The 18,356-nt window shown below is 40.8% G+C and carries 18 protein-coding genes; 11 read left to right on the top strand and 7 right to left on the bottom strand.

The genetic code is table 11. The annotated features are described in order from the left end of the window. Positions 1 to 34: 34 nt before the first annotated feature. Entirely contained in the window at positions 35 to 604 is a 570-nt protein-coding gene (gene efp, locus ND16A_RS00610; protein WP_033079409.1) for an elongation factor P, read from the bottom strand. A gap of 81 nt (positions 605 to 685) precedes the next feature. Between efp and epmB the strand changes: the two genes are divergently transcribed. From epmB to ND16A_RS00625, 3 genes are read left to right on the top strand one after another with little or no spacing between them, the layout of a single operon-like run. After that, on the top strand, positions 686 to 1,720 hold the full coding sequence (gene epmB / locus ND16A_RS00615) for an EF-P beta-lysylation protein EpmB (protein WP_033079408.1): 1,035 nt from the start codon (positions 686 to 688) through the stop codon (positions 1,718 to 1,720). A 30-nt stretch (positions 1,721 to 1,750) separates the two neighbouring features. After that, complete coding sequence (locus tag ND16A_RS00620; RefSeq protein ID WP_033079407.1) at positions 1,751 to 2,059, top strand: hypothetical protein; 309 nt, start codon at positions 1,751 to 1,753, stop codon at positions 2,057 to 2,059. A gap of 34 nt (positions 2,060 to 2,093) precedes the next feature. Next, positions 2,094 to 3,008, top strand: coding sequence for a transporter (locus ND16A_RS00625; protein ID WP_081945749.1), 915 nt, complete (start codon positions 2,094 to 2,096; stop codon positions 3,006 to 3,008). 53 nt (positions 3,009 to 3,061) lie between these two features. Here the strand turns inward: ND16A_RS00625 and ND16A_RS00630 are convergent, their stop codons facing one another. Together ND16A_RS00630 and ND16A_RS00635 are read right to left on the bottom strand one after the other, a co-directional pair. Then, positions 3,062 to 3,574 (bottom strand): DUF3016 domain-containing protein, encoded by a 513-nt coding sequence (locus ND16A_RS00630; protein ID WP_033079406.1) that lies wholly within the window; start codon positions 3,572 to 3,574, stop codon positions 3,062 to 3,064. Positions 3,575 to 3,717: 143 nt separating this feature from the next. After that, the gene (locus ND16A_RS00635; protein WP_033079405.1) at positions 3,718 to 4,248 is read right to left on the bottom strand and encodes a DUF4136 domain-containing protein; all 531 of its coding nucleotides are present in this window, start codon (positions 4,246 to 4,248) and stop codon (positions 3,718 to 3,720) included. A 282-nt stretch (positions 4,249 to 4,530) separates the two neighbouring features. Here ND16A_RS00635 and nosR point away from each other — a divergent pair, with 282 nt between their 5' ends. The 6 genes from nosR (at position 4,531) to ND16A_RS00665 (ending at position 12,331) form a co-directional block, all read left to right on the top strand. Then, the gene (gene nosR / locus ND16A_RS00640; RefSeq protein WP_033079404.1) at positions 4,531 to 6,663 is read left to right on the top strand and encodes a transcriptional regulator NosR; all 2,133 of its coding nucleotides are present in this window, start codon (positions 4,531 to 4,533) and stop codon (positions 6,661 to 6,663) included. A 93-nt stretch (positions 6,664 to 6,756) separates the two neighbouring features. Continuing rightward, positions 6,757 to 8,646 carry a TAT-dependent nitrous-oxide reductase gene (gene nosZ, locus ND16A_RS00645; protein WP_033079403.1) on the top strand — a complete coding sequence of 630 codons (1,890 nt, stop codon included), beginning with the start codon at positions 6,757 to 6,759 and terminating at the stop codon, positions 8,644 to 8,646. Positions 8,647 to 8,720: 74 nt separating this feature from the next. Continuing rightward, positions 8,721 to 10,082, top strand: coding sequence for a nitrous oxide reductase family maturation protein NosD (locus ND16A_RS00650; protein WP_443080405.1), 1,362 nt, complete (start codon positions 8,721 to 8,723; stop codon positions 10,080 to 10,082). Between the two features lie 13 nt (positions 10,083 to 10,095). After that, positions 10,096 to 11,022: an ABC transporter ATP-binding protein gene (locus tag ND16A_RS00655; RefSeq protein ID WP_033079402.1), complete on the top strand. Its 927-nt coding sequence runs from the start codon at positions 10,096 to 10,098 to the stop codon at positions 11,020 to 11,022. Further along, entirely contained in the window at positions 11,019 to 11,837 is an 819-nt protein-coding gene (locus ND16A_RS00660; RefSeq protein ID WP_033079401.1) for an ABC transporter permease, read from the top strand. Before ND16A_RS00655 ends, ND16A_RS00660 begins: the two co-directional genes overlap by 4 nt. Then, positions 11,837 to 12,331, top strand: a complete 495-nt coding sequence (locus ND16A_RS00665; protein WP_033079400.1) for a nitrous oxide reductase accessory protein NosL — start codon at positions 11,837 to 11,839, stop codon at positions 12,329 to 12,331. Before ND16A_RS00660 ends, ND16A_RS00665 begins: the two co-directional genes overlap by 1 nt. Before the next feature lie 77 nt (positions 12,332 to 12,408). On the opposite strand, the gene ND16A_RS00670 is transcribed toward ND16A_RS00665, so the two are convergent. The 3 genes from ND16A_RS00670 to cysK all read right to left on the bottom strand — a co-directional run bounded on the left by ND16A_RS00670 (position 12,409) and on the right by cysK (position 14,610). Beyond that, the gene (locus ND16A_RS00670) at positions 12,409 to 12,993 is read right to left on the bottom strand and encodes a DUF4202 domain-containing protein (RefSeq protein WP_033079399.1); all 585 of its coding nucleotides are present in this window, start codon (positions 12,991 to 12,993) and stop codon (positions 12,409 to 12,411) included. A gap of 163 nt (positions 12,994 to 13,156) precedes the next feature. Then, positions 13,157 to 13,450 carry a hypothetical protein gene (locus ND16A_RS00675; protein WP_033079398.1) on the bottom strand — a complete coding sequence of 98 codons (294 nt, stop codon included), beginning with the start codon at positions 13,448 to 13,450 and terminating at the stop codon, positions 13,157 to 13,159. Positions 13,451 to 13,629: 179 nt separating this feature from the next. Then, complete coding sequence (gene cysK / locus ND16A_RS00680) at positions 13,630 to 14,610, bottom strand: cysteine synthase A (protein ID WP_052073350.1); 981 nt, start codon at positions 14,608 to 14,610, stop codon at positions 13,630 to 13,632. Positions 14,611 to 14,768: 158 nt separating this feature from the next. Between cysK and ND16A_RS00685 the strand changes: the two genes are divergently transcribed. Further along, positions 14,769 to 15,227 (top strand): Lrp/AsnC family transcriptional regulator, encoded by a 459-nt coding sequence (locus tag ND16A_RS00685; protein WP_033079397.1) that lies wholly within the window; start codon positions 14,769 to 14,771, stop codon positions 15,225 to 15,227. Positions 15,228 to 15,386: 159 nt separating this feature from the next. Here the strand turns inward: ND16A_RS00685 and ND16A_RS00690 are convergent, their stop codons facing one another. After that, the gene (locus ND16A_RS00690; protein WP_033079396.1) at positions 15,387 to 16,826 is read right to left on the bottom strand and encodes a Na+/H+ antiporter NhaC family protein; all 1,440 of its coding nucleotides are present in this window, start codon (positions 16,824 to 16,826) and stop codon (positions 15,387 to 15,389) included. Between the two features lie 261 nt (positions 16,827 to 17,087). On the opposite strand from ND16A_RS00690, the gene ND16A_RS00695 reads away from it, so the two are divergent. After that, on the top strand, positions 17,088 to 17,957 hold the full coding sequence (locus ND16A_RS00695) for a helix-turn-helix domain-containing protein (RefSeq protein WP_033079395.1): 870 nt from the start codon (positions 17,088 to 17,090) through the stop codon (positions 17,955 to 17,957). Positions 17,958 to 18,356: the final 399 nt, after the last annotated feature.

Below are 18,356 nucleotides of genomic sequence, written 5' to 3'. Positions count from 1 at the left end.
GGCTCCTTTTTTGTGACGTGTGTTGCTAAGCAGCCTACTTGCCAGCGCGAGATACGTATTCGCCGCTGCGGGTATCTACTTTAACCACTTCACCAATTTGGATGAATAACGGCACACGCACTACAGCGCCCGTATTTAAGGTAGCTGGCTTTCCACCAGTACCAGCGGTATCACCCTTTAAACCCGGATCCGTTTCTGTCACTTCTAGCTCAACAAAGTTTGGTGGGGTAACGGTAATAGGCGAGCCATTCCAAAGGGTGATCACACATAAGTCACCTTCTTTAAGCCATTTAACATTGTCACCAACCGCTTTCTCGTCGGCAGCAATTTGTTCAAATGTGTCATTGTTCATGAAGTGCCAAAACTCACCATCTGCGTAGAGATAAGCTAAGTCAGTTTCCATAACATCGGCACCCTCAACAGATTCTCCCGACTTATAGGTTTTCTCAATGACTTTTCCCGAAATTAGTTTACGAATTTTGATGCGGTTAAAAGCCTGACCTTTGCCTGGTTTAACGGTTTCATTATCTAAAATGTTACATGGTTCGCCATCGATCATTAATTTAAGACCGTTTTTAAATTCGCTAGTACTGAAATTTGCCATAGTATTCTCTTATGAGTTGGAGTTCTCTCATCTATTGGTTATTATTCGCTTATAAAGCGCTAAGTGAGCAGAGATAAATTAATGCCGCAAATAATAACCCGAATTGCAGATGATTTGCACTATTCTTCAACAAAAGAATTGTCATGGCAACAAGAATTGGCAAATGTGGTGACCTGCCCGAAAGAATTATTGTCTTTAGTGAATATTGACGAAGAAAAGTATCGTGCCCATTTCGCTGCTCGTAAACTATTTCCGGTGCGAGTGCCCCGCCCCTTTATTAAAAAAATGCAACAGGGAAATTTTAACGATCCACTGTTGCAACAAGTGATGCCATTGTCGGCTGAACAACAAGCTGTTCCCGGGTTTATTGCTGATCCGCTGGAAGAACACGATACTGTTGCCGAAGGATTATTGCACAAATATAAACATCGAGTGTTAATGATAGTGAAAAGCGGCTGCGCGGTAAATTGTCGCTATTGTTTTCGTCGTCATTTCCCTTATGAAGATAACAGTCCAAACAAATTGCGTTGGCAAAGCGCGTTAAATTACATCACCGAGCACGTGGAAATAAACGAAGTTATTTTTAGTGGTGGTGATCCATTAATGGCAAAAGATGAACATTTAGCCTGGCTGTTAGCGCAACTGCAACAGATTGAGCATATTAAAAGAGTGAGAATTCATACTCGCTTACCGGTAGTGATCCCTCAAAGGATAACTGCAGAACTGGTCAACACCTTGTCACAAGGCCGTTTACAAGTGGTGATGGTATTCCACATTAATCACCCCAACGAGATAGATCAGTCGTTTGAACTTGCCATTCAACCGCTTCGGGATAAACGCATCGCTTTATTTAACCAAAGTGTCCTGCTAAAAAATATTAATGATGATAGTGAAATCTTATGTGCTTTGTCAGAGCGTCTGTTTTCGATGGGTATATTGCCTTATTACCTGCATTTACTCGACCCGGTGGCGGGTGCAGCACATTTTGATGTTGACGTTCACGCTGCAACTAAAATCGCCAATAACATGATGGCGACATTACCTGGCTTTCTCATGCCTAAATTAGTGCAGGAAATTGCCGGTGAAACTAACAAGACCCCGATTAATTTGTCATAATACAAAATCAACCTTCAAAGATAACATAAAATGAACATCCAACTTGAACAGAAATTAATTGAAAATATCTCGCAGTTACTGAAACGTTCCATCGTTGCCGACAGCGCACTTGGTGAGTTAAGAGCAGATAAAAAGGCTAATTTTACTGCCATTTTCCCCAAAGATGCCGGTTTTAAATCAACCGCAGATAGCTTTCAACCTTATATTGAAGAAATAGCCGATGAGTTATTAATTTGGCAACAAAATAAAGATCAACAGGTACTCGTTACCCTAGTCAAAAAAATTGAAAAGTTGTTTAAAGTCATGGCTGAATTTGAAGGTCACTACCAACAAAAATAATCAACTTGGTACAATATGCTGAGGGAGAAATAGATTGCACTACATTAATCAAAGAATAGGGATATATCTTTCGCTAGGTGCAATAATTGGATATTGCTCGGCAATAAATGCGCAAGAGCTCGATCCTCGCTCTTACATCAATTTGCCGACTGAACAAAATTTTTTTGGCGCCTTGTATGTTTATACCGATGGCGACGTGTATACCTCAGCAGATGTGCCGGTGGAAGATCTTACGCTTGAGATAGATGGGCCTGCCATTGCTTACGCCAGAACATTGAGTTTGTTCGGTAATGCCAGTAAATTTGATATCTCAACGGGTCAGGCATGTGCCTATGGTGAGGCCATTTACCAAGGCGAAGATATTTCCAGAAAATTTTGCGGGATCACCGATACCAGAGTTAGGCTTAACTACAATTTTTATGGCGCAAAAGCACAGAAAATGGCTGATTTTATCAAGCAGCCGAAAACTACTGTGGTTGGAGTCAGCTTACAAGTCAGTATACCCACAGGCCAATACGATACCGACTACATCTTGAATATTGGCGCCAACCGTTGGTTTGTAAAACCCGAAATTGGCACCTCAATACCATTTGGTTCCTGGGAGTTAGATTTAGCCGTCTCCGCCAAAATATTTACCGATAATGATGAACTACAAGGTGATAAAACTTTTAAACAAGATCCTATTTATAACATTCAGTCACACCTGATTTATGATATTGGCCCTGGCCATTGGATTTCTCTTAATGGTAATTACTTTTGGGGCGGTGATACTTTTGTCGATGGCGAACAGAAATCGAATAAATCAAAAAATTATCGAGCTGGTTTTACTTACAGTTTGGCGTTAAACAGCCAGCACAGCATTAAACTTTTGGCAAATAAAGGGGTGACCACAAGGCGAGGTAACGATTCAGTAGTTTATGCTGTTGCCTGGGCTTATCGTTGGGAATAATCAAGATAAAAGCGCCATGCTAGACTAGGCGCATTCATACCACGTCCGATAATTTATTTCTTATCCTTGGCCGTGGGAAAAGTGTCATAAAACCAGTCATCGATCATGTTTTTTTCATAATGAAAGGCATTTGAACTGCTACTACGGCGTATGCCATGGTTGAACCCCATATCTTTAATGTCAACCTTGTTACTGCTGATCACGCTGTTATCGGCGGCAAATAATTGATAATCAAACTTCATTTTTGGAAAATACAAATCGTCGACAATACGTATGGTCGCGTTGTTCGGCCCTACCATATAACGAACATCGCCAGCCAAGTCTAAATTAGTCACCGACACCTTTAATGTTTGGCCTTCTGGAAGTTTTGCCGCTAACGCCATAAAATGTTTATCAAATTCTTTAAAAACACGTTTTTGAAAATTGCTTTTTGATTCATTTGCCTGCCGTATATCGGTAAAACTATCGGGCTTCACCCAATCAATTTCGGCCTGACCAGCCAATGCAGGTGCATTAAACATTGCGGTTGTAAACAGTACAGCAATGATATTCATTACCTTTTTCATAACTACCACCTTTTATCAGATAACTGATATCAATTTGTTGATCTATTGCGTTGTCGCTATTACTGAATAGCGCTATGTAAATAGACCAACACTATTCACTGAAAGTTTCAAATACATTGTTATTATAGTGTAATGAAACGTAATTATTTGTTGTTGAACTGGTTTAAGGTCGAATGGACTACTTGCTGTAAACGCAATTTTTTCTGCTCTGCATCCAAATCGTCAAGGACAAAGCCCTGGGCGGCTGCTCGCCAAACAAACTGCTTACTTTCTCCATCTAAGACAAACACCAGCATGGTGCCTTTTTCTAGCTCTGGCAGATCGGGTAACCCAGGGTTTAAACCAAAGGTTTCAGACAATTGCTCATCACTGGGCTCCCCCTCACGTTCAAGAATATAACCAATATAAAACGTTGGTTGTTGCTCTGCGGTTACCCGTTGAAAACCTTTACGTTTAAGAAACATTTCAATTTCGGCGGTTACCATGGGGAATACTGCACCATTCTCATTTTGTTGTAATGGCGTAAAGGCAAAGGTTGAATGTTGGTCAAGCAGTAATTCCCGATCATGGACACTGGAAATGGCTAATTGCGATTCTGCTTTTTCAATTTCAGTATTTACCTGAACACAAGCTGACATTGATAAAGCCAACAATAGATAAATTACGCTGCGCATACTGTTCTCCAACATCGGTATATTCTCCAACACTATTTTATTTAATTCTAACAACAACTTTACATTAATCGTAATGATTAAGTGTTATTAAATGTAGCACGACCCTAAAGCACCGGTGCTGCTAAGTAATGCCGCTGTTTTCAACAAAATTCATGCCCACAAATAATTAACAAAGTGTTGATCCAAATCAGTTATCAAAATTATGAGATGCGTACACTCACAATTTAACTGCGACATATTGCCGCAGGAGTTGTCCATTTTTTTAAGGTTTTAATCGCTTTCATGATCAAGCAACGACTATATGAATTACTCTTAATACCTTTGACTATCTTTGTAGTCTTGTCATTTGGCGCTGTGCCTTCAGCACAAGCTCTGTTTGTCAGCCCGCCAAAAGATCCAATTCCATTAATTCATCAAATATTTCCACAAGCCAGCAACATTGCTGAAAAGTCAGGTGACGTGCCTTTTTGGACCATTAAAAACAATGATGAAATTATTGGTTATGCTTTTGAAACCAACGACATAAATAAAATCCCGGCCTACTCTGGTGAACCAGTAAATATGCTGGTGGCTATAGACCCTAAAGGCATCTATTTAGGCGCAAAAGTACTGGAACATCATGAGCCAATTATCCTGGCCGGTATTCCCGAATCTAAACTCTATAAATTTGTCGACCAATATCCTGGGCTAAACGTCAGTGACCGATTAAAAGTGGGCGGTAATAAAACCGATAACATGATCCATATTGATGGTTTATCGGGTGCTACAGTCACCGTGATGGTGATGAATGTTGCAATTACCAAATCAGCGACTAAGGTAGCAAGAGCAATAGGCATTATCAGCGCCAGTGAAGAAATCAAATTGCCGATGGCCACCATTTTACCCGACGTTTATCAAGCCAGCGACTGGCAAACGTTAGTGGGTGATGGCTCAATCAGAAAACTCTACCTTAATCGCAAAACCATCGATGATGCCTTTGTCGGAACCGAAGTTGAGCATATCGAAGCGGCATTGCCAGCACAAAAGCAAGATATGTTCGCCGAAATCTATTTTGCGCAAGTAAATTTACCCAATGTTGGGAGAAATTTACTCGGTGATGCGGAATATAACTGGTTAATGCAATCACTAAAACCTGGCGAGCATGCAATTGCACTTTTAGGTAATGGCTATTCGTATAAAGGCTCAGGCTATGTGCGCGGCGGCATATTTGACCGTATTCAGGTTTTACAAAATGACGATGCCATTGCCTTTCGTGATTTAGATCATAACCGTATCACCGATATTTATTTACCAGGGACGCCAAGGTTCAATGAAATGTCGTTGTTCATTATCCGTGAGCACCATGAATTTAATCCAGGAACTGATTGGCAGTTAGAATTACTCGTGCGCCGTCAGCTTGGTGCTATGGATAGCCTCTTCACCAGTTTTAAAGGCGATTATCATGCACTGGATGGTTACGTTTATCGGCCGCCGGTTGTATTGCCAGAGCCAGAACTCACCCTTACCCAACAAGTGTGGCAAGAAAAAAACATTGAAGTCATTGCCCTGTTCATATTAATGGCCGTATTGCTGGCAACGTTATTCTTTCAGGATTTATTAGTAAGACACCCAACGTTTTTACATAATTTCCGCCATGGCTTTTTAGTGGTAACGGTTGTGTTTATTGGTTGGTCGTGGGGCGGACAGTTATCGATTGTCAATGTATTTACCTTCTTGCAAGCGTTTATGTCTGACTTTTCCTGGGACTTATTTTTACTCGACCCGGTGATTTTCATTCTTTGGGGCGCCGCGGCAGTAACAATTTTACTGTGGGGTCGTGCGGTGTATTGTGGTTGGTTATGTCCATTTGGGGCGTTGCAAGAATTAATTAATGTGGTAGCCCGCTACATCAAGATCCCGCAATACGATTTTCCTTTTGCTGTCCATGAGCGCTTATGGGCGATTAAATATCTTATTTTATTGGGCTTATTCGGTTTATCTCTCGATTCACTGGCTCTGGCCGAGCAATTTGCCGAAATTGAACCGTTTAAAACCACGTTCCTATTAAAGTTTGACCGAGAATGGCCATTCATTATTTGGGCATTATTGCTATTGCTGATCAACGTCTTTACCCGCAAGTTTTTCTGCCGTTACTTGTGTCCGCTAGGCGCGGCACTATCCACCGGCAACAGCCTAAGATTGTTTGACTGGCTAAAACGTCGTCCAGAATGCGGTCAGCCGTGTAAAACCTGTGCCAAAGAGTGTGAAATTCAGGCCATTCATCCCGATGGCACCATTAATATGCGCGAATGTCATTATTGCCTCGATTGTCAGGTGACTTACTTTAATGAACAAAAATGCCCGCCATTAAAAAAACTGGCGCGCAAAAAAAATAAATTTAAAGAGCAACAAATTCCAGCAATGGAAGTTGCTTAAGCAACACCCGTAAACACGAACATGTAACAACACTATGTGTAATAAATATAATTTTAACAAAGCTAAAAATTAACACCAAGATGGAGAATCAGAATGAGTAACGAAGACAAGCGCTCTAATGAGTTGGAGCTGGAAAACAAAGAAAGACGTAAATTTTTCGGAAAAACAGCCCTTCTCGGCGCCGGTGCTATTGCCGCTCCGATGACGGCAACAATGTTCGCAACAATGGCAAAAGCCAATGCCGCAGAAGCAGGTAACAGTGCCTTTGTTCATCCTGGTGACTTAGATGAATACTATGGTTTCTGGAGTGGTGGTCACTCTGGTGAAGTTCGTATTATGGGCTTGCCATCGATGCGCGAATTAATGCGTATCCCAGTATTTAATACCGACAGTGCTACTGGTTGGGGTTTAACCGATGAAAGTAAGCGTATTAAGGGCGATAGTGCTCATCTACATGCAGGTGACTCCCATCACCCGCACATGAGTATGCAAGACGGTCGTTACGATGGTAAATACGTCTTTATCAATGATAAAGCCAACTCACGTGTTGCTCGTATTCGTTGTGACGTCATGAAAACCGACAAAATGATCACCGTACCTAACGTGCAGGCGATCCACGGTTTACGTGTACAAAAAGCACCATACACAAAGTACGTTATTTGTAACGGTGAATTTGAAATCCCAATGAACAACGATGGCAAATCTTCTATGGAAGATGTTAGCACTTACCGTTCATTGTTCAACGTAATTAATGCCGAAACCATGGAAGTGACTTTCCAGGTTATGGTTGACGGTAACTTAGATAATACCGATGCCGATTACGATGGTAAGTACTTTGCCTCAACCTGTTACAACTCAGAAATGGGGATGAACTTAGGCGATATGATCTCAGCCGAACGTGATCACGTGGTTGTATTTAACCTTGCCCGTTGTGAAGCGGCACTTAAAGCGGGTAAGTTCAAGACTTACAATGGTAACAATGTACCAGTACTAGATGGCCGTAAAGGTTCAGATTTAACCCGTTACATTCCGGTGCCTAAATCACCACATGGTATGAACACCTCACCAAATGGTAAATACTTTGTCGCCAACGGTAAGTTATCACCAACCGTATCAATCATTGCTATTGATAAACTTGATGCGTTATTTAGCGATAAAATTAAACCACGTGATACCATTGTTGCTGAGCCAGAATTGGGTTTAGGTCCATTGCATACTGCCTTTGATAACAAAGGTAATGCTTACACTACGTTATTCCTTGATAGCCAAATTGCGAAATGGAATGTAGAAGATGCGATTAAAGCGCACAACGGTGAAAAAGTTAATTATCTTCGTCAAAAACTGGATGTCCATTATCAACCTGGCCATAACCATACTTCACAAGGTGAGACTCGTGATGCCGATGGTAAATGGTTAATCTCTCTATGTAAGTTCTCTAAAGACAGATTCTTACCGGTAGGTCCATTGCGCCCTGAAAACGATCAATTAATTGATATTTCTGGTGATGAAATGAAACTGGTACATGATGGTCCAACGTATGCTGAACCACATGACTGTATGATAGTTCACCGCAGTAAATTAAAACCGAAAAAACTTTGGACTCGTGACGATCCAATTTTCGCCGACACCATCGCCATAGCGAAAAAAGACGGCGTTAACGTGATGACCGACAACAAAGTCATTCGCGACGGTAAGAAAGTTCGGGTTTACATGACCTCGGTTGCGCCAACATTTGGTATGACTGAGTTTAAAGTGAAGCTTGGCGATGAGGTAACGGTTGTTGTGACTAACCTTGACCAGGTAGAGGATGTAACGCATGGTTTCTGTATGACAAACCATGGTGTGCAAATGGAAGTTGGTCCTCAAGCAACATCATCTATTACTTTTACTGCCAACAAGCCTGGCGTACAATGGTATTACTGTAACTGGTTCTGTCATGCACTGCACATGGAAATGCGCGGTCGTATGTTTGTAGAAGCATAGTAGATAGCAAAGGCATAATACGGCAACGTATTATGCCTTTCTCTGTTGTTTAATTAAGAAGGTATTACCATTTAATGATGAGAAATATACTGCTTTATTTAATGCTGACAATGGCTGTTATCAACACAGCTATGGCACAAGTATGGCAAGTTTCACCGCAAGACAACTTACAAAGCATTCTCGATAACACCAATGATGGCGACACGGTTATCCTAAGCAACGGCAATTATTTTGGCAACTTCACAGTCAATCAGGCAATAACATTACGCGGTTGTGATTGTGATAATAGTAGCGGCGCTATTATTGATGCCCAGGGTAAAGGCCATGCCATTCAGCTTTTCAGCTCCAACATTAGCGTTGAAAATCTCACCATCATTAACTGGGGCGATGATTTAACCGAGCAAAATTCGGCGATTTACTCCGATAAAAAAGCCGACCATATCTTAATTCAAAATAACCAACTGCACGGCAGTGGTTTTGGTATTTGGCTACAGCGCGCCGAACATATTAAAGTGTTAAACAATACCATAGTAGGTAACCCCAAATTACGCTCAGCGGATAGAGGTAATGGTATTCAATTATCGGGGGTAAAGCATGTAGAGGTGCGCGGTAATAATGTATCAAAGACCCGAGACGGCCTTTACATTATATCCAGCCAGCAAAATGTCCTCGATGGCAATACCATGCACGATTTACGTTATGGCATTCATTACATGTACTCGCACAGCAATAAAGTGCTCAATAACCTTGCCTATAATACCCGTGCTGGTTACGCCTTGATGAGCTCTAAGCATTTAACCGTAACGGCAAACACCAGTAATAATAGTGAAGATTATGGCTTTTTGATGAACTTTATTACCTCATCGACGATAAGCGATAACGTCATTGAAAACGTCTGGACCAAGCCGGAAAATAAAGTCTTAGGCCGAGATGGCAAGGGCTTGTTCGTCTACAACTCCGCTTATAACACCATTACCGGTAATGTCATTAATACTGCTGAGATCGGCATCCACTTAACTGCCGGTTCGGAAAACACCCAAGTATACGGCAACAGCTTTATCAACAACCCAACGCAAGTAAAATACGTATCCAATAAAAAACAAGAGTGGAGCAAAGACGGCAAAGGTAATTACTGGAGCAACTACCTTGGTTGGGATATGGATAATGACTTTGTCGGTGATGTAATTTTTGAACCTAACGATGGTATTGATAAACTGGTCTGGCAATACCCGGAAATGAAAATGTTAATGGACAGCCCTGCGGTGCTTATTTTGCGCTGGGTACAAAGACAATTCCCGGTACTAAAACCTCCCGGGGTTAAAGATAGCTACCCATTAATGCAATCACCACACCATAATCTTGAAGAAATGACTGTGGCAACCATCAGTTCGTCTGCCGGCATTTCTTCCAGTACTAAACCTGATGCTCAGCATTAAGGATGAATAACAGATGAATACTTCCCTTATCTCGTTGCAAAATGTTTGCAAACAATACCAAAAACTTTCTGCCCTGGATTCGGTCAGTATGACCTTAAATCAAGGCGAAGTGCTTGGTTTATTCGGTCATAATGGCGCCGGTAAAACTACCATGATGAAACTTATCCTCGGGGTAATTTCTCCAAGCAGCGGCAGCGTCGAAGTCATGGGCATGGCTCCCGATTCAAAAGCGGCGTGGCATACTCGGGCAAAAGTTGGTTACCTTCCGGAAAATGTCAGTTTTTATGACCAGCTCACTGGTTTGGAAGTGCTTACTTACTTCGCAAAGTTGAAAGGCTTCAATAAGAAAACGGCGGTTGATCTATTAGAGCAAGTTGGCATTAGCCACGCGATGAAACGGCAAGTAAAAACGTACTCAAAAGGCATGCGCCAACGTTTAGGGCTGGCGCAAGCGTTTATCGGCAAACCAAAACTCTTGTTGTTAGATGAGCCCACGGTTGGCTTAGACCCGATTGCGACCAGAGATTTTTACCAAACGGTCGACCAGTTAAAGACCCAGGGCTCCAGTGTTATTTTATGTTCGCACGTGCTTCCTGGCGTAGAGCAACATATCGATAGGGCGATGATCTTATCTGCCGGTAAATTATTGGCAAGCGGCACCCTGGCGCAACTTCGCCAACAGGCAGATTTACCGGTACGAATTAAACCGACAGGATTAAATGGCTCGGTGAGTACAGATCCTAAATTGAGTCAATTCTTAAGCAGCGGCAGTGATAGACAAACATTACTGGTGCCAGAACAAGAAAAACTGGCGACCTTAAAACAATTATTATCTTATGAAATGGTACAAGATATTCAGGTTGAGCCGGCAAATCTGGAGCAACTATATCAACATTACCTTTCTCAACCAGTCTCCTTGCCAGGAGGAAACAAATCATGATGCAAGTATTAACCGTTGCCAATAAAGAATTTCAGGACGGCTTGAGAAACCGTTGGCTAGTGTCTATCACCCTAATCTTTACCGTACTGTCACTAGGATTAACTTATTTTGGCGCAGCTGCTTCTGGCAGCATAGGGATCACGTCTCTGTCAACGACAATAGCAAGCCTGGCAAGCCTGGCGGTATTTCTGATCCCATTGATCGCCCTGCTGTTAAGTTATGACAGCTTTGTCGGTGAGCAAGAAAGCGGCACCCTATTATTACTGCTAACTTACCCATTAAGTAAGTCACAACTGCTACTGGGCAAATTTATTGGACAAGGTGCCATTATCGCCCTGGCAATATTTTTAGGCTTTGGCAGTTCGGCCTTATTGTTGTATTTTCAAATGGACAATAGTCAGGTTATCGCCAGCTTTTCTTTGTTTATTTTCAGTGCGGTACTGTTGGGCTTAAGCTTTACTGCCATTGCCTATTTGATCAGTTTATCGGTAAGCGAGAAATCAAAAGCCGCAGGCTTTGCCTTGATCACCTGGTTTGTCTTTGCCCTTGCCTTTGATTTGGCCCTATTAGCGCTATTAGTCGGCGTTGATAGTGAGCTTGGCCAACAAGGTTTAACTCAGCTGATGATGTTAAACCCTGCCGATATTTTCCGCTTAGTCAACCTTGCAGGTTTGGACAGCAGTGATGTCAACGGCGCCGTCGCGATTGCGATTAACGCCAGTATGTCACAATCACAGTTGATTTTGTCCTTACTGGCTTGGGTAGCAATCCCGCTAAGCCTTGCCATTTTCATTCTAAAAAAGAAGACCTTGTAATGACCAAACTCGTTAAACTGCTATTACCATTAATTTCGCTGACATTTTTGATTTCATGTTCAGAGCAACAGCAACAACAAGTCGTGCTGCAAGCACAAGCCATAGAAAGCTCAGACGAATGCCATTTATGTGGCATGTTGATCAGTAACTTTTCCGGACCTAAAGGTGAATTATACCGAAAAGACCGAGCTGAAAAAATACATAAGTTTTGCTCCACCAGAGACATGTTCAGCTTTTATCTTGACCCGGAGAATAAGCGTAACGTCACCTCAATCTACGTGCATGACATGAGTAAAATGCCCTGGGATGAGCCCAATGATGGTTACTTTATAGATGCCAGAGTTGCCTGGTTTGTAACCGGTTCAAGCAAAACCGGAGCGATGGGCAAAACCTTGGCCAGTTTTAGTAAAGAAAGTGATGCAAACGCCTTTGCCGAAGAATTTGGTGGTGATGTGCTAGCGTTTGATAACGTTGATATGTCGAAACTAATGTAAACCGAAAATTAAATAAGGCTTGCGCAAATGCTTAAGCCTTATGTCGTCGGATTACATTTATTTATCCCGAACTAAGGTTAACTTAACGCTTTTGCCACTAGCGCATTCGCCGCCGCAGATAACGATAAGCCTAAAGCTGCCTGATGTCCTTGCTCAGACATTTTTGCCCAGGTTTTTTGCAATACTGAAATCAGCTTTTCTTCACTGTGCTTGGCAATAAAATCATCAAAATAATATTGTAAAAATACCAAACAGATAACGTCTTCTAAAATTTGGGTTTGTGGATTTCGCTTTAATTGTTTTTTCAACACTAAAAACTCCACTTGCTCAATGATCTCAGCCTTACAACCAACAGAGACAAGAATTTCCGCCGCCTTCTTAGCATGAAATTTTTTCAACTCCTGACGCCATAATAAATACCCCTGCCGATTCATTTCATAATTGCTGCGCGGGTATTGCCAGCGGCAAATATGCTGACAGCGAGCAGCAATCTGCAATGCTTGTTCAGCTTCAGGAGCAAAGCTGGCCAAGGCTTCGCTCATGCGCATCGAATATAATACTTCTTTCGAGTATTCATCGCCCTGCCACGTTTCTTTATTGGGATCGGCAGCATTGGCTTGGTCGATTAATTGGATGGCTTGATTAAATGTTTCGGTATCCATGGGAGAATATTTTACCTTATGATGAGAATTAGAGAACAGTAGCGAATTGGCTGCTCACATTCAAGGTCGAATGTAATTAGAAATAAGCAAGTCATATACCTTTAAGTAATAATAGGCCGAGTATAGAAATATTCCAATTATTCAGGGCGCACTTACCAAGCATTCAAAAATACCATTGCAGTGTTAACCCCAAATGATCGTCATTGGTCAAATAATACAATAGGTCCTGTGGGTCACTGCTTTGGAATACCCTGACATCGAGACTGGCCTTGAAATTTTCACCCACTCGTCGGCTGGCTTCGACAATAAAGGTGGTAGCACTGTGTTCCAGATCTGTGCCTATGCCCACTATTACCTCTGTGCTTTGCACATCATTGAGGGCAAGGCGGCTGCCGAAAAACAAGTTCGCATAGGCTAAATGAATCAGTAGGAAACGAAATGCTTCTATTTCTCTCACTCTACTATAAAAACAAAAGATGCATCTATTCTAAAGGCGCACCTTAAAAGTTTGTATTCTTTGATTATACAAGCAAGTACCATTTTTGGATTACTTCAGGAATCATATATTACCTCTTTGATTAATAATCAATATCTACAAACAACAGCCAATAGCCTGATGCTTTTTCAAGAATAATATTATTGAGTAAATAATTCAGTACTAAAATAACGCTCAGCATTATCGGCTAGAATAGTCACAACATTTTTCCCTAAAAACTGTTCTCTTTCACCAATAATACTTGCAGCTTTTAACGCAGCACCGGAAGATATTCCAACAGGCAAACTTTCACTTATAGCAATTTGTTGGGCAAATAAAATCGCGTCATCATTGCTTACAGTGACTATTTCATCAATCAAATCTGTACGTAAAATATCTGGGATGTGCCCAGAGCTTAACCCCTGTATTTTATGAACACCTGCACGGCCTTCTGATAAAACTGGGCATGACGCAGGCTCAACCGCAATAACAATAAGTTTTGGGTTCTTTTCTTTTAAGATTTGAGCAATTCCAGATAAAGTGCCTCCCGTACCAATACCGGCAACTAAAACATCAACCTTTCCTTGGGTATCAGTCCAAATTTCTTCTGCTGTTGTGTTAGCGTGCGTAGCCAAATTGGCAGGATTACCAAATTGATCAAGCATAATTGCATGCTCTTTCTCATCCAAAAGAGCTTTGGCTTTATCAATTGCTCCTTTGGTACCTAATTCTTTTGGCGTTAACACTAAATTAGCTCCATAGTGCTTAATTAATTTTCTTCGTTCTATCGACATATGTTCAGGCATAACAATAGTAAGGGGAATTTTTTTCATTGCACAAACCCATGCACAAGCAACACCGTTATTACCGGATGTCGCTTCAACAATTTCTGTTTGGCTATTAATAAGTCCTTTAGCTATAGCGTCTTCAATCATTGCAAAAGCTGGTCGGTCTTTGATCGAACCTGCAGGGTTAAAAAATTCAATTTTTGCCAATATGTTTGCAGAGATGTTATTGATTTTTCCAAAGTTATGTAATTTAACTAGCGGCGTGTTACCTATAGTTTCCATGATATTATTGTAAATAACACCACGCCCTTGGCTTGATATAGATGGTATCTCTATTCGAGTAATATCGTTCATTATAAATCCTATGAATAAGTTTTTAATGCGAAAATTATCCTCCATTCCTTGTAGTTAAACTTTGCTATTTACAATAAAGATACGCGATATTTTAGAATGGTATGCTACAATAGAGTAGAAATAGGAAATACTTTTCCTTTATTTGACAGGGCACTAAAATGGACAAGTTTGATAAGCATATTCTTCAATTATTACAATCAGATTGTACCTTGTCTGTTAGTTCTATCGCTGAGCGAGTAGGTTTATCCTCAACCCCTTGCTGGCGAAGAATTCAGCGCCTTGAAGAAAAAGGTATCATCACAGACAGAGTGGTACTGACAGATCCAACTAAACTCAATGTTGGCTTAACAGTATTCGTCATGATTAAAACTAGTTTTCATGAACAAGAATGGTTAGATCAATTTTCGACATTTGCTGACGATATTGATGAGATAGTTGAATTTTATCGTTTAAGTGGAGAACATGATTATCTTTTGAGAGTTGTAATACCCGATATGCAGGCCTACGATAGATTTTACAAAAAAATGATCCAAAAGGTCAAATTGTCAGATGTAAGTTCTAGTTTCTCTATGGAAAAAATAAAATACACCACAGCCTTACCAGTTGATTATGTTTAATTCGTCTCAGCAGCAAAGCTAATAACCGCGTGACAAGGCATCATTAAGGTTTATTCTAAAATAAAATAGCGTAGCTTTAGTGCAATTTCCTTAAGACTAAAGAATTATTCTCCAATACCTGCTCTTATTGATTTTACTTCCTTAACGATAAGGTACGGTTTAGTTTGCTTCCTTTTCAAATTTACGACCAAAGCCAGATATGATTGAGATTAGCATCACAAGCCAGATCACCAGCGGATAGAATGTGGCAGTAAAAAAATCTATTGGTGCAGGCACGCTCAAATATGGGTAAATTTCCACCAAAGGATTTATTGTCATAATCATAATTAAGGGCCAAATATGCCAAGGAACAACAAAACTAAAACTATTGGCGACACCATCAAGAATATTGGCGCGTCTCGTAGGATGAATATTATGAGATTGACCTAGTTCATTAAAGATAGGGCCCGCTACTACAGTGATTCGTGCTACAAGGCCAATAAGTAAAAAATTGAGCAACCAACCAATCCCAAACATAGTCAATTCAGTATTTCTAGGGGTATTCCCCCAGGAACCTTTTAAACTTGATATCAAACTGTCCAAAAGCCCATACTCTCTCAACACCCCATAGGCCCCCATCATCAACACTATCATGACAATAGTATCCAAGTTGCTAGTCGCTCCTTCAACTATGATTCCTTTGACATTTGTGTTTTCAATATAAACGAGTTGTTCAAGAGTGATTAGCCCAGATACAATACCTATAAGCAATCCCGCCAGAATTCCGTAAGTTAGCGCTTCAAAAACTGTGCGACCATAAATAGCCGTTATCACAACGATAAACATTGGGATAATCATAATAAGTCCAAGAGGATTGGCGTCGCCCATAATGCCTGCAACATCTTGTATAGGAGCCTGTGCAGTCAAGCCACCAGCAAACAGGTAAAGTAAGCAAGCTACAGCGAAAGCTGGAATGGTGTAGATCATTCTGGCTCGTACAACTTCGCCAATTCCAGCACTGCCAGTTTTAAATTTGTAGCGCTGGGTCGAGCTGGAAATAATGGTAGTATCAGACACAGGAGCGAAGTGATCACCGGTGGCTGCGCCACTTAAAATAGCTCCAGCAGCAAGAACAGGATGTACACCAACCGCCACTGCGGCTGGAAATAAAACAGGGGTCATAATAACAACAATACCCAAAGAAGTTCCCATGGCAGTTCCAAGTACAGAACAGACCACATAGATGAACAGGGCAAAAAGTGCAGGGCCAACATCAATAAGACTTGATAGCCAGATTATACCTTCCGCTAAGTGGGCTGCGGTTAAAAGTTTTCCATAAATGCCAACTATCAAAAACAAACCAAAAACCAATAGCCCGGTAGGATCGCAAAGAGATCGTATTACTACATCCCAATACTCCTTCTTTTGTCTTGCAAAAAGGGAGCCTATCAAAAGGCCAATAACACCTCCCGCAATCATGATATCTTGAGATAAGACGCCTTTAAAACTCATCACTATGACTGGAACAATCATAAACAATAAAGGTAAAACAGCCATCCACCGAGAAAAATAAAAATATTTTAGAAGTCTTTCCTGTTTTTCAATTTGTACCTGTTTCATATTTCCTCTTTCTCTCATTGCTTACAAACGATTAGGGGGGAAGCTTGAACCGGTCGTAATACCAGTAAAACAAAGGTATTAAGTGAAAGCTGACTTCCCCCTAATTGAAAAGGACATGGGTATATGCAGTCAACCATTTTAACGATAAGTTCAGGCTAAGCTTTATGCATTGTTTATAACAAATGGAGAAGTTACAATGACTTTCTAAGTCCGGTTTACTTTATCAGGCTCAGCGCCCAAACAAACCATTGAGAACTTGATATGAACGAAAACACTAAGCTTAAAGATGCTTTCAAAGACCATGAAGGAGTGCACTTTGGTCGGATGCTAAAGTATTGGCGTAGCGTTTACAAAGTTAGCCAAGAAGAACTAGCCTTTCGCATCGACTCAGCTAGTCGTCATATTGGCCGCCTAGAAAATGGCGGCGCCCAACCGAGCAAAGAAATGGTCATCCGTATTGCGAAAGCCATACCTTTGAGTCAACGTGATACTATAAATTTACTATTCTCTGCAGGGTACACCGATCTCTCAGGCCACTTAGACATATCACATTCTAATTTTAAACACCGTAAAGAGGAGGTAATACTCGGCTTAAAGGTTTTGGATCCCAACCCTGCTGTAGTGATTGATATGACTGGCCATTTACTTATGGTAAACCGAGCTTGGGCCGGTTTTCAAAAGCAACTTGATCCTAAAGGTGAATTAAGTGGTGTATCAAATATTTTTGATTTTTTTCTCGGTTATGCGGAACTACATTCGCCTACTCAGGACTGGGAAGGAACATTCTCTGTTGCTATGTTATGGTTACAACAGTCCTTATCTTTATATGGTAATAACAACAGTAAGATTGCCGCCTTGCTCAAGCGATTTGAAGCATCCCCTTATTTGCCAGATAATTGGCAGCGACGAGCGGCTGCCCGAAAAGGAGGACAAGTATTTAGAATGAATGTAATGTTTAATGAAAAAATGCAGAGTTTTCTATTACACACCTATATTGAGAACCTGTTTGGTCCATTAGCGTTTTCTGCTGTGCCTGATATGTTTGTAATGACCTTTTGCGCCGAAGATGAAAGCTTGGATCTTTCATCACTTTTAAAACCCAGAATAGAACACCCTCTTTTATTTTATTGATGTTTTGCTGAGCATATTCAAATCAATTTTTAAACACTTTCTTTTAGGGGGGGTGATCTTCTAAATTAAATTTATTGTATTTAAAAACACATGTCTTAAAAAAGTAAATTAAAAATATTCCCAAAGCCCTATTACCTCATTACAAACCATACTTCTCATTAGTACCATTGGTACAAAGAGTTCAACCGTAAGCCCACAAATTTTCGTTTCACTTTGTTAAATATAGAATAATTTCCTGAGATTTTTTGTTAATAACTGAATTACAAAATAACAGCAGCCTCATAAAATTCACATTCAAATTTTCCTTAAGCCTTAAAACAGGACTTGTTGAGTCGTGGTGCTCATTAATAAGCAATGCATAATAAATTTACAATTGATGAAACAATGCAACGAATAAGC

It is taken from the genome of Thalassotalea sp. ND16A, assembly GCF_000764205.1.
Lineage (GTDB): Bacteria > Pseudomonadota > Gammaproteobacteria > Enterobacterales > Alteromonadaceae > Thalassotalea_A.
This window is presented reverse-complemented; position numbering and strand designations above follow the sequence as displayed.